17 protein-coding genes are annotated in these 14,388 nt (G+C 69.5%); 12 read left to right on the plus strand and 5 right to left on the minus strand.

Annotated elements, in window-relative coordinates; all coding sequences use genetic code 11:
• Positions 1-61: 61 nt before the first annotated feature.
• The 10 genes from KVT44_RS32875 (at position 62) to KVT44_RS32920 (ending at position 7,375) form a co-directional block, all read left to right on the plus strand.
• Complete coding sequence (locus KVT44_RS32875; protein WP_217570865.1) at positions 62-391, plus strand: carboxymuconolactone decarboxylase family protein; 330 nt, start codon at positions 62-64, stop codon at positions 389-391.
• 31 nt (positions 392-422) lie between these two features.
• Positions 423-1,265, plus strand: a complete 843-nt coding sequence (locus KVT44_RS32880; protein WP_217570867.1) for an SDR family oxidoreductase — start codon at positions 423-425, stop codon at positions 1,263-1,265.
• Between the two features lie 86 nt (positions 1,266-1,351).
• Positions 1,352-2,332 (plus strand): aldo/keto reductase, encoded by a 981-nt coding sequence (locus KVT44_RS32885; protein WP_217570869.1) that lies wholly within the window; start codon positions 1,352-1,354, stop codon positions 2,330-2,332.
• Between the two features lie 86 nt (positions 2,333-2,418).
• Entirely contained in the window at positions 2,419-3,192 is a 774-nt protein-coding gene (locus tag KVT44_RS32890) for an SDR family NAD(P)-dependent oxidoreductase (protein WP_217570871.1), read from the plus strand.
• A gap of 13 nt (positions 3,193-3,205) precedes the next feature.
• Complete coding sequence (locus KVT44_RS32895; protein ID WP_217570873.1) at positions 3,206-3,523, plus strand: putative quinol monooxygenase; 318 nt, start codon at positions 3,206-3,208, stop codon at positions 3,521-3,523.
• Positions 3,524-3,559: 36 nt separating this feature from the next.
• Entirely contained in the window at positions 3,560-4,348 is a 789-nt protein-coding gene (locus tag KVT44_RS32900; RefSeq protein ID WP_217570875.1) for an SDR family NAD(P)-dependent oxidoreductase, read from the plus strand.
• 60 nt (positions 4,349-4,408) lie between these two features.
• The gene (locus tag KVT44_RS32905; RefSeq protein ID WP_217570877.1) at positions 4,409-5,293 is read left to right on the plus strand and encodes an aldo/keto reductase; all 885 of its coding nucleotides are present in this window, start codon (positions 4,409-4,411) and stop codon (positions 5,291-5,293) included.
• Positions 5,294-5,347: 54 nt separating this feature from the next.
• Positions 5,348-6,349 carry an SMP-30/gluconolactonase/LRE family protein gene (locus KVT44_RS32910; protein WP_217570879.1) on the plus strand — a complete coding sequence of 334 codons (1,002 nt, stop codon included), beginning with the start codon at positions 5,348-5,350 and terminating at the stop codon, positions 6,347-6,349.
• Between the two features lie 199 nt (positions 6,350-6,548).
• Positions 6,549-6,746, plus strand: a complete 198-nt coding sequence (locus tag KVT44_RS32915; RefSeq protein WP_217570880.1) for an FAD-dependent monooxygenase — start codon at positions 6,549-6,551, stop codon at positions 6,744-6,746.
• A 68-nt stretch (positions 6,747-6,814) separates the two neighbouring features.
• Positions 6,815-7,375 carry a hypothetical protein gene (locus KVT44_RS32920; RefSeq protein WP_217570882.1) on the plus strand — a complete coding sequence of 187 codons (561 nt, stop codon included), beginning with the start codon at positions 6,815-6,817 and terminating at the stop codon, positions 7,373-7,375.
• 764 nt (positions 7,376-8,139) lie between these two features.
• On the opposite strand, the gene KVT44_RS32925 is transcribed toward KVT44_RS32920, so the two are convergent.
• Positions 8,140-8,517, minus strand: a complete 378-nt coding sequence (locus KVT44_RS32925; protein ID WP_217570884.1) for a hypothetical protein — start codon at positions 8,515-8,517, stop codon at positions 8,140-8,142.
• A gap of 364 nt (positions 8,518-8,881) precedes the next feature.
• Between KVT44_RS32925 and KVT44_RS32930 the strand changes: the two genes are divergently transcribed.
• A complete protein-coding gene (locus KVT44_RS32930) occupies positions 8,882-9,157 on the plus strand; it encodes a hypothetical protein (RefSeq protein ID WP_217570886.1) in 276 nt (91 codons plus the stop codon).
• A 16-nt stretch (positions 9,158-9,173) separates the two neighbouring features.
• Here KVT44_RS32930 and KVT44_RS32935 read toward each other — a convergent pair whose 3' ends face one another.
• Both KVT44_RS32935 and KVT44_RS32940 read right to left on the minus strand, forming a co-directional pair.
• A complete protein-coding gene (locus tag KVT44_RS32935; RefSeq protein ID WP_217570888.1) occupies positions 9,174-10,274 on the minus strand; it encodes a WD40 repeat domain-containing protein in 1,101 nt (366 codons plus the stop codon).
• A gap of 99 nt (positions 10,275-10,373) precedes the next feature.
• Entirely contained in the window at positions 10,374-11,354 is a 981-nt protein-coding gene (locus tag KVT44_RS32940; RefSeq protein WP_217570890.1) for an FAD-dependent oxidoreductase, read from the minus strand.
• A gap of 108 nt (positions 11,355-11,462) precedes the next feature.
• On the opposite strand from KVT44_RS32940, the gene KVT44_RS32945 reads away from it, so the two are divergent.
• Positions 11,463-12,398 (plus strand): LysR family transcriptional regulator, encoded by a 936-nt coding sequence (locus KVT44_RS32945; RefSeq protein ID WP_254650228.1) that lies wholly within the window; start codon positions 11,463-11,465, stop codon positions 12,396-12,398.
• Positions 12,399-12,834: 436 nt separating this feature from the next.
• Here the strand turns inward: KVT44_RS32945 and KVT44_RS32950 are convergent, their stop codons facing one another.
• Positions 12,835-13,848 (minus strand): FAD-dependent monooxygenase, encoded by a 1,014-nt coding sequence (locus KVT44_RS32950; protein WP_217570892.1) that lies wholly within the window; start codon positions 13,846-13,848, stop codon positions 12,835-12,837.
• A complete protein-coding gene (locus tag KVT44_RS32955) occupies positions 13,845-14,378 on the minus strand; it encodes an isoprenylcysteine carboxyl methyltransferase family protein (RefSeq protein ID WP_217571042.1) in 534 nt (177 codons plus the stop codon). Before KVT44_RS32955 ends, KVT44_RS32950 begins: the two co-directional genes overlap by 4 nt.
• Positions 14,379-14,388 lie beyond the last annotated feature (10 nt).

The following is a 14,388-nucleotide window of genomic DNA, read 5'->3' on the forward strand; positions in this document are numbered from 1 at the left end:
GTCCCCGCCCCTGCCGATTACGTTTCGTAACAGATCAAATACGTGTAAAGGATGAAACGCCATGGCTGAAGAACAGACCGCCGCGCAGAAGCTGCTCGGCGGCTTCGCCCCCGAACTGGTCCGGCTCACCGACGACGTCCTCTTCGGCGAGGTGTGGGCGGGTGAGGGCCTGTCCCAGCGGGACCGCAGCCTGATCACCGTCGCCACCCTGGTCGCCCTCTACCGCGCCGACCAGCTCGCCTTCCACCTCCCCAAGGCCCTGGAGAACGGGGTGACGAAGGACGAGCTGGTCGAGGCCATCACCCATATCGCGTTCTACGCCGGCTGGCCCAACGCGATGTCCGCGATCACCCAGCTGAAGAACATCGTCGAGAGCGCCGACGCGAGCTGACTCCGCGCCGACCCGTCTGGAGCAACACCCCATGAGCAAGGTCTTCTTCATCACCGGTGCCGGCCGCGGCCTGGGCGTGGACATCGCCCGGCGGGCCCTGGAATCCGGACACCAGGTGGTCGCCACCGGCCGCCGCCCCGAAGGCGTCGTCAAGGCCCTCGGCGGCGAGCAGAACAATCTCCTCGTCACCTCCGTGGACCTCACCGACCCCGACACCGTCGAGGCCGCCGTGCGCGCGGCCGTGGAGCGGTTCGGCCGGATCGACGTCCTGGTCAACAACGCCGCCAACTTCTTCGCCGGCTACTTCGAGGTGGTCTCCCCGCAGCAGATGCGGGAGCAGATCGAGACCAACGTCTTCGGCCCGATGAACGTCACCCGCGCCGTGCTGCCCGTCATGCGGGAGCGGCGCGCCGGGCACATCATGACGATCTCCTCGCTGGCCGGGTTGGTCGGCCAGGAGTTCTGCGCCGCCTACACCACCTCCAAGTTCGCCGTGGAGGGCTGGATGGAGGCCCTGCGCCTGGACGTGGCCCCCTTCGGGATCCGCACCACGACCGTGGAGCCCGGCTTCTTCCGCACCGAGCTGCTGGTGGACGCCTCCACCACCTGGCCGGAGCGGATCGTCGACGACTACGCCGAGAGCACCGCGGCGCAGATCGAGGGCTGGAAGTCCATGAACGGCCGCCAGGCCGGCGACCCGGCCAAGCTGGCCGCCGCCCTGGTGAAGGTCGCCGAACAGGACGAGCCGCCGGTGCGGTTCGTGGCCGGCGCCGACGCCATCACCGCCGTAGAGGCACAGGCCAAAGAGCTGCTGGCGCAGGTCGGGGCATCACGCGAGCTGGGTTGGGACCTGGCCCACGACGACGCGGCCTGACCGGGCGCCTGGCACACCTCACCCACCATCAGGAACCACACCGGCCAGGGCGTCCTCGCTCGTGGCCACTCGAAAGGAGAACCACCATGAAGAAGCGTGAACTGGGAAACAGCGGGCTCGAAGTGTCGTCGATCGGGCTCGGCTGCATGGGAATGACCTTCGGCTACGGCCCGGCCGCGGACACCGGTGAGGCCATCAAGCTGATCCGGGCCGCCGCCGAGCGCGGCGTGACGCTCTTCGACACCGCGGAGGGGTACGGGGAAGCGAACGAAAGGCTGGTGGGCGAGGCCCTCGCGCCGGTGCGCGACCAAGTCGCCATCGCCACGAAGTTCGGGTTCAAGGACGGCAATCCCGCGGCGGGACTGGACAGCCGGCCGGAACGGATCCGGATCGTCGCCGAGCAGTCCCTCAAGCGCCTGCAGACCGACCGGATCGACCTGTTCTACCAGCACCGGGTGGACCCCGACGTGCCGATCGAAGAGGTCGCGGGCACGGTCCGGGAACTCATCCAGGAAGGCAAGGTCAAGCACTTCGGCCTGTCCGAGGCGGGCCAGGAGATCATCCGCAGGGCCCACGCGGTGCAGCCGGTCACGGCCCTGCAGAGCGAGTACTCCCTGTGGTGGCGTGAGCCCGAGGAGATCATCCTGCCGACCCTGGAGGAACTGGGCATCGGCTTCGTGCCGTTCAGCCCGCTCGGCAAGGGCTTCCTGACCGGCGCGATCAGCCAGGACACGAAGTTCGAGGCCAACGACGTCCGCAACGTGCTGCCGCGCTTCGAGGAAGAGGCGCGTGAGGCCAACCTCGCGCTGATCGCGCTGCTGGGTGAGATCGCGGACGCCAAGCAGGCGACCCGGGCTCAGACCGCCATCGCGTGGCTGCTGGCGCAGAAGCCGTGGATCGTGCCGATCCCGGGCACGACGAAGCTGCACCGTCTCGAAGAGAACATCGGCGCCGACAGCGTGGAACTGACGTCCGAGGACCTCAAGCGCATCGAAGAGGCCGTTGCCCAGGTGCAGATCAAGGGCGAGCGGTACACCGCAGCGCAGCAGAAGACCATCAACCGGTAAGTCACCGGCCTCCATCGGCCCTTTCCTGACGAAGCGTCGTTCGAGGCGCTTCGTCAGGAAGGCCCTGCCCATCAGGAGAACTTCACATGGAATCGCAGGCACTCAAGGGGCGTATCGCCCTGGTCACCGGCGGCACGACCGGACTCGGCTTCGGCGCCGCCAAGCGCCTGATCGAAGAGGGAGCCACTGTCTACATCACGGGCCGGCGCAAGGACGTGCTCGACGCCGCCGCGGAGAAGCTCGGCACGTCCGCCACCGGGATCCGGGCCGACGTCACGAGCAAGAGCGACATGCTGCGCGTAGCCGAAACGATCAAGGCGGCGCACGGCCACCTCGACATACTCTTCGCCAACGCGGGTGGCGGACACGCCACGCCCCTCGACGAGTTGACCGAGGAGCAGATCGACAGCGAGCTCGGCATCAACATCAAGGGCGTCATCCTCACGGTGCAGAGCGTGCTGGACGTCCTGCGCGACGGCGCGTCCGTCGTCCTCAACGCGTCGATCACCGCCGACATGGGGCTGCCCGGGTTCGCCGTCTACGCGTCGGCGAAGGCGGCCGTACGCTCCCTCGCCCGCAGCTGGACGACGGACCTCAAGGACCGGGGGATCCGGGTCAACTCGATCAGCCCCGGGGTGGTGCCCACCGAGGGCTACAGCCACGAACAGAAGCTGAGCGACGAGGACATCGCCGCCTACGTCGAGCGCGTCGCGAAGGAGATTCCGGCGGGCCGCGTGGGGACGGCCGAGGACATCGGCGACGCCCTCGTCTTCCTGGCCTCGGACACCAGCCGCTACATCACGGGCGTCGACCTCGTGGTGGACGGCGGCATGACGCGCGTCTACGCCGGCCAGAACTGACGAAGGAATCCACATGACCACGGTCAAGTCGGCAGAGCGCCACATCATCTGCGAGGTACGCGGCAAGGCGGCCCACCGCGCCAGGGTCGAGGAGCTCCTGCTGGAGCTCGTGAGCCCCGCGCGGGCCGAGGCCGGATGCCTCTACTACGACCTCTACCAGCAGTCGGACGAGCCCGACACCTTCTACATCGTCGACGGCTGGACCTCGGCCGAAGCCGTCGCGGAACACGCCGAGCACCCGAACGTGACGAAGGTCGTCGAGCAGTTGCTCCCGTTGCTCGACGTACCCCTCAAGGTCACCACCAGCAATCGGGTCAGCGACCCGGACTAGCGACTGGTCGGGGTCCGAACCCGTCAGGAAAGACTCATGGCTCGCATCTTCATCACCGGTTCCACCGACGGCCTCGGCCTGATGGCCGCCCAACTGCTCTCCCAGCAGGGCCACACAGTGGCGCTCCACGCACGCAACGACACCCGGGCCCACGACACACGCGCCGCGCTCCCGGACAACGCGGGCGTCGCCGTCGGGGACCTCTCCAGCATCGCCCAGACCCGCGAAGTGGCCGCCCAGGTAAACGACTTGGGCACGTTCGACGCGGTCATCCACAACGCCGGCGTCGGCTACTACGGGCGAGGACGTGTGGAGACCGAGGACGGCCTCTCGGACGTCTTCGCGGTCAACGTGCTGGCGCCCTACCTCCTCACGGCGCTCATCACCCCGCCCCGACGGCTCGTCTACCTCAGCTCCGGCATGCACCACAGCGGCGACACCACCCTGCGGGACCCCCAGTGGGCCACGCGGCCGTGGCAGGGCTCCCAGGCGTACTCGGAGTCGAAGTTCCACCTCACCGCGCTCACGTTCGCCATCGCGAGGAAGTGGCCCGCGGTGCTCTCCAACGCCGTCGACCCGGGCTGGGTCCCCACGAAGATGGGCGGCAGCGGAGCCACTGACGACCTGCGGCTGGCTCCGGTGACCCAGGCATGGCTGGCTGTCAGCGACGACGCCGCGGCACTGGTCACCGGCCGCTACTTCCACCACCAGCAGCCCCGCCCTCCGCACCCGGCGACGCAGTCACCCGAGGTGCAGGACCAGCTGCTGGAGTACTGCGCCGACCTCACCAAGGTCGAACTGCCGACAGCGGTCTCTGCCGACTGACCCGCGACCCCCTCCACACGCGGCCACTGCTGCGTGCGCCCACCCCGATTGGAGCGAACCATGACCGCAACGAACCCACTCATCACCCTGAACAACGGCGTACAGATGCCCGCCCTGGGACTCGGCGTCTACCAGAGCGCCCCCGAGGAGACCACCGACGCGGTCCTGACCGCGCTGCACGACGGCTACCGGCTGATCGACACCGCCGCGGCCTACTTCAACGAGAAGGAGGTCGGCGAGGCGATCGCCCGCTCCGACGTAGACCGCTCCGAGATCTTCGTGACGACCAAGGTGTGGATCAGCGACTACGGCTACGACTCCGCGCTGCGGGCCTTCGACCTGAGTCTGCGCAAGCTGGGCATCGAGCAGCTAGACCTGTGGCTGCTGCACCAGCCGCTGCCGTCCGACTTCGAGAAGACGATCGCGGCGTACAAGGCGGCGGAGAAGCTCCTCGCCGACGGCCGCGTCCGCGCGATCGGCGTGTCGAACCAGACACCCAAGCAGCTCGACGAGCTCATCTCCCGCACCGACATCGTCCCGGCCGTCAACCAGATCCAGGTGCACCCCTACTACACGCAGGGCGAGTGGCGCGCGGCGAACGAAAGCCACGGCATCCTGACCCAGTCGTGGTCGCCCATCGGCGGCTCCTACGTCTACCGAGGTGCCGAGACGAACCCGCTCGAGGACCCCGTCATCACCGCCCTGGCCGACAAATACACGAAGACACCCGCGCAGATCGTGCTGCGCTGGCACCTCGACCACGGCTTCTGCGCGATCCCCAAGTCCGTCAAGGCGCACCGCATCGCCGAGAACCTCGACGTCTTCGACTTCGCCCTGACACCCGACGAGGTGACCGCGATCGATGCCCTCGACACCGGCGTACGCGGCGGGCCCGACCCCGACTCGCTCGACCTGCAGAACGCCGGCTTCCCGATCCCCGACTAGGGACCGTGAAGCACCTTTCCACCAAGCCCAAGAACGAAAGCACGAAAGTACCCAATGATCACGAAAGCCCTGCCCATCAAGAAGCGGTCCGGATTCGCGGCGATCTCAGCAGTAGCGGCCGTCATCGTCTCGGCCCCGTACGCGTCCGCCGCGACCGAGTGTGCGGATGCGCAGCCCGCCGTCAGCCACGTCAGGACCGTGGCCGCATTCGACTTCGCCACCGGCGACGTCCCTGAGAACGTCACCGTCGCCCCGGACAATTCACTGACCGTCTCGATGGTCGGCGCGCCCGCGGGCGAACGTCCGGCGCTGGTGCGGGTCTCGCCGTCCGGGCAGCGCACGGTGCTGGTCACCGGGCAGAAGGGCGACGGAATCACCGGTAACACCCGCGGCCACGACGGCACCATCTACTACAACGTGTGGTCCTCCGACGCCTCCCGCAGCGGAGTGTGGAAGCTGCCGCCCGGCGGCACCCCCCACCGCATCTCGGCGCTGCCCGTCGGAGGGGTCCCCAACGGTCTGGCCATCGATCCGGCCGGGCGCACCTTGTATGTCGCCGACAGCCAGAAGGGCACCGTCTGGGCAGTACCGGTCTCCGGCGGTCCCGCGACCGCCTGGCTGGTCGACCCCTCCCTCGTGATCAAGGCGTCCGCACCCGTGCCGTACGGTGCGAACGGGCTCCGCTTCCACAACGGCGCCGTATGGGTCTCCAACCTCAGCAAGGGCACCCTGCTGCGGATCCCCGTCACCGCCACCGGAGCTCCGGGCCGCATCCACACCGTCACCAGCAGCCTCACCGGCGTCGACGACTTCAACTTCCTCAGCGCCCACTCCAACGTCGTGTTCGCCGCGCTGAACACGCAGAACCAGATCGCGGTCGTCTACCCGAACGGCACCACCAGGACCGTGCTGACCGCCTCCGACGGCCTCGCCTCGCCCACCGCCACCGCAGTGCGCGGCGACCGGCTGTACATCACCGACGGCGGACTGAACGAGCCCCACGACGCGCAACTGCAGACCGGGAAGATCGACCTCGCCGCGCTGCTCTCGCACTGAGCATCCGGCAGTTCCCCGTGATCAGAGCCCTTGGCTTGCAGGGATGCCGACTCGGGGTCCCTGCCGGTACCCCTCACCACCGAGACTCCCACATCCTGTCCGGCCTCGGTTCCATGGTCGGTACCCCACTTCCGTGGGCCCGGCCGCCAAGGGGATGAGCCATGACCGGCAAGAGCCCGCTGATCAAGGAGAGAACAGCATGACCACAGCAACGCGCGACAAGACCCGCTCCGGGAATCCAGACGAATGCGAGGGAGGCACTGCCGTCGTCGTCGGTGCCTCCCTCGCGGGTCTGATGACCGGACTGGCCCTGTCGCACGCCGGAGTCGACGTGACGATGCTGGAGCGATCGGGGCGGTCCCCCGGGCCCGGAGAGGGGCCGCCCTCGGCGGGGTGAGCGAGGGCCTGCTCAGCAGAATCACCGGATCCAGCCACTCGAAGAACGGCTCGGCGCCACTGAGTTCGGTGGCCTCCGGCGTGCAGAGCTGGACGGCTGTCCACGCCCGGCTCCGCGCGGCCGTCGACGCCGACCCCCATATCGAGCTTCGCCCCCACGCGATCGTACGAAGCGTCGGCCAGGACGCGGATTCGGCGTGGGTGATCACCTCGAACCAGCAGACTTTCCGGGGGGATGTCGTGATTGGAGCGGACGGCCACGGAAGCGTCGTGCGTGGCGGCGTCGCACCCGACAAACCCGACGCGACGTTCGCCGGCTACCTGATCTGGCTCGGCCTCACCGATGAGTCCTCGCTCGCGTCCTCGCGCCGCCTGCCACGGGACGTGGACATCCTCAGCGGCGGAGAGGACTATCTCCTCGGCTATCCGCTGCCCGGCCCCGACGGTTCCGTCGCCCCGGGCTCCCGCCAGGCCGGCTGGGCCTGGTACGACGCAAGCCACAATGATCTCCTGCGCGCGACGGGCAGCGTCGTCGGCAACGTCGTACGCCGATCGCTCACCTCCACCGACAAAGACGTAGGGATGCCGACACGGCATACCTCTTCTGACCAGCAAAAACGTCATGGATGAGCATTGATCGGCAAGGGTCGCCAAGACCCGCAAAGGACTCATAATCCGTCGGCCGCAGGTTCGAGTCCCACCCGCCCCACCCTAAACGTGCTCTGACCTGTGGAAACGCTCTTCTCGAGGTGTTGGAGTGTCAACTCCCGCTCAATGGACCGCATCCGCTGCTCGCCAGTTCGGTTCCGGAGTGGTCGGTGGCGGTTGGCGCCGCGGTGACCTGTGTGAATGCGTGGACCCGCTGCTGGCGCGAGCCGCCGCAGGTGGCTGGCCTGACGGTCATGACCGTGAATTCGGGACGCTGGCAGGACGCAGGTACGCGTAGAGGACTGTGAGAGGGCCGATCACGCCCTGCTCCTGCGGGACCACTTGGTGGGTGCGGGGTGGCGGACGCTCGGCAGTGTCATGGTCACCGATCGCTGGTTGTCCCGGCGGCGGTTGAAAGCGCGCAGAGAGCGGCCCGAAGCGCGCCGGGCTCGCCCGGAGATCTTCGGGGGCGATGCCGGTCGGGGCGGGCGCTGTGAACCGGCTCTCTGGCGTCGTGGGTTGCTCCACATGGATGGGTGGTGACCAGGCCGTCGTGAGGCTCGCCGACATCTGACCCCGGCCGCGTCCTCACCAGTTCCGATGGAAACGATCGGGTGATACCACGCTCGCCGCTTGCCCCGAACCGGCCGCGGCTTCGCCGGCAGCGGGAGTCCGGCCCGTTTGCCGGCCGCCCATTCCACGGGCCGATCGTTCGGCGGTCGGTTGCGGAGGGGCTTGTGCCTGTTCTACGGGTGCATCGCGGTGGTGAAGTACCACAGCAGGTAGGCCGCCATGACGAACGTGGTCGGCACGCCGACGAGGAGGCGGATCAGAAGGATCAGGGTCCTGACCCACGGTTGTCTCGGCCCCACGGCGAAGTCAGGTCTGGCAGGGTCGTACGAGACCCCTATCTCCTTGGGCCCCGCCCGTGAGCCGGTGCGGCGGATTATGAGAGCGGTGCCGGCAGTGGCGGTGAACGAGTACACCAGGACCCCTTGAGAGTTGTCGTCCTCCCCGGGCTCGTAACCCACGCATGTGGCGACGGTGGTCACACCGTAGCGGTGCAGCAGCCACCAGGTCACTGTGGCGCGCCACGTGCCGCGGGCGACGGCGCAGCCGAACACAAGCCCCGCGAAGGTTGCCGGCCCACAGCTTGGCGAGGGACCCGTCGCCCGCCAGCGCGGGGAGCAGCAGGCCGACGGCGAACAGGCAGGTGAGCGCGCCACAGACCCACCACTCGTCCGTGGACAGGAACGGTCTGCACGGTGTCCTGGGCATGAATGGGCGCTCCATCGCCTTCACCAGGGCCGCACCGTTGATGCGTCTTTCGGCCTCGTCCCGTTGCGGCACGGCCGCGTTGACGGCGTGTGCGAAAGCCTCCACCGCCTCGGTGCTGCGGGAGCCGATCGCGCAGACCGTTGTCGCGTCGGCTCCGGTGGCCGCCGAGTTCAGCCGGATTTCGGCAGTCGGGCGGTTGCTCCTGGCGACATGGACGGTCTCGATCGCGTCGAGGGGAATGACCAGCCGGATCCCTGCCCGCTCCAGTACAACGGCCTCGCTCTGCAGGTGCGCGCTTCCGCCTCTGCCACGCAACATGGTTCCGGGCGCAGGCTTCGCATCTCTCACAGCCATGACTGGGTCGCCAATGGTCAACTGGGTTATTTTCTAAGGGAGTTGAAGTCAACTTCAGAGGCGCGGCGTCAGGCCGCGAGCGATTGCAGAGCCTGCCCGGACGGCACCCGCGCCGCGCTGAACCGGCTGTGAGCGACCGAAGTCGGGGTCATCGGTTCGGCCACAGCCGCACCGTGCGGTCGAGGCTGCCGGAGGCCAGAGTCCTGCCGTCCGGGCTGAACGCCACCGTTGTCACCTTGTCGGTGTGGCCGGTGAGGGTGTCGATGGGGACGAGGTCGAGTGTGCTCGAGTCCCACAGCCGCACGGTCCTGTCCGCGCTGCCGGTGGCCAGGGTGTCTCCGTCCGGGCTGAACGCCACCGTCGTCACCGCGCCGGTGTGGCCGGTGAGCGTGGCGGTGACGGTGCCTGTCACGTAGTCCCACACCCGCACGATGTTGTCCGCGCTGCCCGTGGCCATGATGTAGCCGACCCGCCCGAACGCGACCGATGTGAAGCCGTGCCGGCGCGGGGCTTCGAGGGTGGCGTCGACGGTCCGAGTGAGCAAGTCCCACAGCCGTACCGGGCTTTCGGTGAGGTCCGTGCTGCCGGTGGCCAGGGTGTCTCCGTCCGGGCTGAACGCCACCGCGTTGACAGCGGCCGTGCCAGGGGCCGTCAGAGCATTGGTGAGGGCGCGGGTGGGCAGGTCCCACAGCCGGGCCACACCGTCGCGGCCGCCGGTGGCCAGGGTCCTGCCGTCCGGGGCGAACGCCAGGTCCAGGGCGGGCTGGGGCTGGGGGAGGGCGATGCTGGTGCGATCCGCCACGTTCCACAGGTACACGGCGAGGGCGCCGGTCATGGCCAGCGTCTTGCCGTCCGGGCTGAAGGCCACCTTTGTCAGGTCTTCGACGTGGTCGGCCCAGGGGGTGGCGGCGGTGCCCTCGGCCACGTCCCACAACCGCAGCGTGCTGCCGGCGCCCCGGACCCCGGACAGCCCGGCCGCCAGCGTCTTTCCGTCCGGGCTGAACGCCACGCTGTCGGCGTGGCCGTCGGGGACGGTGAGCGTCGCCTTGCGGGGGTTGGCGGGGTCATGGGCTCTCGACTCGATCACTGCGAGTGGGAGGGCGACGGCGGTCGCTCCGAGGGCGGCGAGCAGCAGCGTGCGGCGCCGCACCTTGGCGGAGGGCTTCACCGGCGGGCCGCCGGGTTGCGGTTGCGTCCCACCAGCCGCCGTGGTGGAAGTGTTGATCTCCGCGGGTTCGACGGAATCCATCAGCGCACACCCAATCCTCGAGAACGTGAGCAGTACGAACGGGAGCGGTACAGGGGTACGTGTGGGGTCGTACGAAGGGGAGTTGCGAGCGGCAAGGGCTCATCCCGGCCGAACGGCCCCGGCGACAAGGGCGGTTGCGGCGTCCGCGCAGCCCCAGGCGAGGGTGACTCCGGCGCCTCCGTGGCCGTAGTTGTGCACCAGCCGCTGCACCCGGCCGTGAGTGAGCGGGTCGGCCTCCAGGCGGACGCCGCCGTCTCGATAGGGCCGCAGGCCGACCCGGTGGCCGAGGACCGGGACGCCTGCCAGTTCCGGCAGCAGTTCGGTGCAGCGGCGCAGGATCGCGGCGGCGGTGGCCGGGGACGGCGTGGTGTCCCACTCGCCGATCTCGAAGGTGCCGCCGAGGACGATGTCCGTGCTGCGGGGGTGGACGTAGGTGTAGCCGTCGGCGTTGTCCGCGTCGCGCACGGACGTGTGCAGCCCAGGGTTGGCGACGAGGACCAACTGCCCCCGCACCGGCCGCACTTCGGTGTCGCCGCACAGGGAGCGGGCGCCCAGGCCGGAGGCGTTCACCACTGCGGGAGCCCATACGCCCGCCTGTTCCAGGGCGTCGATACGGCGACGGATCAGCGTGCCGCCTGCCGCGGACAAGCTCTGCTGGAGCCAAGGCAGGTAGCGGGACATCTCCACGGACGGAACGGTGAACTCCCAGCCCGCGGTGAAGGGGGCCCGTACTTCGTCCCTTCGCAGGGTGCGGAGGTCGGGGAGGGCCGCGGCCCACCAGGGGGCGTCGTGCGCATCGCCGCGTAGCAGCATCCGGGTGGGACGCATGACCACGCCGGGTACCCCGTTCGCCGCCTGGCGGGCGAACTCGTCGTAGGTGTGGGTGGCCCAGTTCAGTACGCGCGCCTCGAACCGTGTGCGGGTCGGGTACCAGACGGCCGCCGCGACGGAGGACGTCGTCTCGGCCGACGGCTCGGCCGTGACCACAGCGACGCGAGCACCGGCCTGCTGCAGGCGCAGTGCGGTGGTGAGCCCGATGACCCCGGCGCCGACGACGACTGCGTCGAACCTGTCGCCCATGCTTCCCCCTTGATCGCCGAACCGTGTGCTTCCCACTGTCGGCGGGGAGTTGACGACCTGTCCAAGACCAGTCATGTTCAATGCCATAAGAAGTGCTTATAGTTGAGGATGGACTTGCGGCGGCTGCGGTATTTCCTCGTGCTGGCAGAGGAGTTGGACTTCACGCGGGCCGCGCACCGGTTGCACATAGCCCAGCCTGCCCTGAGCCAGCAGATCAGGGCGCTGGAACGGGAAATCGGCGCTCCGCTGCTCGAACGCAACAGCCGGGGCTGCCGGTTGACCGTCGTCGGCGAGGTCGTGGCCCGCGAAGCCGGCGAACTGCTGGTCCGCGTGGCCGCGGCGCAGGAACGGATCCGTGCGGCCGTCGGCGGACGGCAGGGGCAACTGCGCCTGGCCCTCACTCGCTCCGCCCGCGGCGGCCACGTCGACGCGCTCCTCACCGCGTTCCGTACCCTCCATCCAGACGTGGAACTCGTCGTACGGACGGGGTGGACGGCGCACAACATCACCGAGCTGCTGGCCGGGAGGCTGGATGCCGCCTTCGTGCGGCCCCCGCTGGACGATGCGGGCCTGGAGTGCCGGCACATCGCCCGCGAGGAACTCCTCGTGGCTGTCCCCGCTGATCATCCTCTCGCCCGCGAACGCAGGGTCACCCGCGAGCGCATCGCCGCCGAACCCGTGATTCTCTGGCCGCGCGAGAACGCCCCCGGAATGCACGACCTGATCTCCCGGCAGCTGTGGCCCGACGGCGGGCCGCGCATCGTGCGGGAAGAACCCGACGACGAGCAACTCCTCCTCAGCGTCGCCGCGGGCGCCGGCATTGCCCCGGTGCCCGAGGGGCGTGCTCGTGCGCTGCGTATACCAGGGGTGCGGCTCAAGCGCGTGACCGCACCCATGCCCACCGTGGACCTCGCCCTGGCCCACCAGGCGGCAAGCGCCACGCCGGCACTGCGAGGGCTCCTCAGCCTCGTCGACGCCCTGCCCGGACCGTCGGCCGATGGACGTCGGCTACCGCCCGATCGGCAGGTTCATGACCCAGCGTAGACAATTCGACGCCGTGGCCCCTTACCCCCAACAGCCGTAGATGCTTTCGCCCGGCGAAGTGGGGCGGAGCCTCCGTGCGTTGGAAAGGGAATCCGCTGCGCGCGAGTTCGATGCCCGCTCCGAGCTGGCGCGACCGGCTCGGTAACCGTCTGCTGCGGGTCGAGGAGATTTCTGTGGCGATCGCTTGGGTTCGTGGCTGTTGGCGACCGTTGAGAGTGCGTCCGGCGATAGCCGGTTGGCGTCAAGGGAACGGCCCCAAGAGGAAACGGCCCCGAGGGGTTACTCGACCCTCTGGTGTGGTGACCCACCTCCGCTAGCGCAGAGAGAAGCAGCTCAGGGAACTCGGCGACCGCCTCGCCACCCGACCGACCTCCGCTGGCGCGGAGGGCACGTACGGTTGGCTTTGTTCAGTTTCAGGATGAATAGGGTCAGGCCACTACTGCAGTGCGTGGACCGCGGCTGAGAACACCGGGGGCATCCGGGACGCTGCGGGAACGATGAGGCGGGCGGTGCTGGGACGGCTGCTCGCGGCCAGCAGGGCCCCGGTCAGCAGCCGGTGGCGCAGGGTCAGCCGTACCCAGGCGCGCTCGTACGCGTCCGGTCGCCCGGCGGCCAGGCAGCGGACGGCGGCCCCGGCCGTCGCCAGTGCGAGGGCGATGCCCTCGCCGGTGAGGGCATCCAGGTAGCCCGCGGCGTCGCCGACGAGCAGGACACGGTCGGCGACTCTGCGTCGTACCCGCTGGAGCAGTGGTCCGGCGCCGCGTACCTCCGTCGCGGCCGGGCCGCGCAGCGACGCGGTGAGGGCAGGGAAGCCGGCCAGGTGATCGTCGTACCCGCGACGGCTGCGGCTGAGGACCGCGACGCCCACCAGGTCGTCGCCGACCGGTGTCACATAGGCCTCGCCGTGCCGGGCCCAGTGGACCTCCACGAAGTCCGTCCACGGCTCGGCGCGGTAGTGCCGGCGCAGTCCGTAGCGGCCGTGGGGGCGACCTGGCAGTTCCAGCCCCAGGCTGCGGCGCACCGGGGAGTGCAGGCCGTCGGCGGCGATCAGCCAACGAGCCGTGATTCCGGCGGCGGTGACCGTGTCTGCGCTCTGGTGCACCTCGCCGACCTTGCCCGGCAGCATTCGCACGCCGAGGCTGAGAGCGCGCTGGTGCAGTGCGGAGTGCAGCGTTGTACGGCGGATCCCCAGCCCACTCCGGCCGCGGAAAGACGCTTCGGCGCGGGAGGCGCCGTCCACGTAACGGATGCCGCGCAGTTCGCGGCCGGTGACCTCGACGCCCAGTGCCCGCAGAGCGGCGACACCGCCCGGCATGACGCCTTCTCCGCAGGCCTTGTCGACGGGCGCGGTCCGGGGTTCGACGACGACGGCCTCCAGGCCGACGAGCGCGGCGTGGATGGCGGCGGCCAGACCGGCCGGCCCGCCGCCGGCCACCAGTACGTCGATCACGCCGGCGCGGGCGTGGTCGGGGCGGTCGCGGCGGCCAGCGCACGGTTCTCGCAGCGGATGCGCACGGTGAGCAGGGCGGCATTGAGTACCGTGAACACGGCAGCGGTGACCCAGGCGGTGTGCACCAGTGGCAGGGCCACGCCCTCGGCGACGACGGCCAGATAATTCGGATGCCGCAGCAGACGGTAGGGGCCGCTCGTCACCAGCGGCAGGGCAGGTACGACGATCACCCGGGTGTTCCAACGGGGTCCCAGGGTCCCGATGCACCACCACCGCAACGCCTGGGCTCCCGCCAGCACGGCCAGCAAGGGCCAGGCCAGGACGGGTACGAAGGGCCGGTCGGCCAGCCACACCTCGGCCAGGCAGCCGACCAGCAGGCCGGTGTGAAGGGCGACCATCGCCGGGTAGTGGCCCTGCCCGGTCACGATCGCGCCGCGGGCGGTGCTCCACCGCTCGTTGCGGCGGGCGACGACGAGTTCGGCGACGCGCTCGGCGGCGACGGCGGCCACCAGCAGTCCGTACCAGATCATTTGTCTCATG

Origin of the sequence: Streptomyces sp. GbtcB7 (assembly GCF_019091445.1) — a bacterium.
In the GTDB taxonomy this organism is placed as follows: domain Bacteria; phylum Actinomycetota; class Actinomycetes; order Streptomycetales; family Streptomycetaceae; genus Streptomyces; species Streptomyces mirabilis.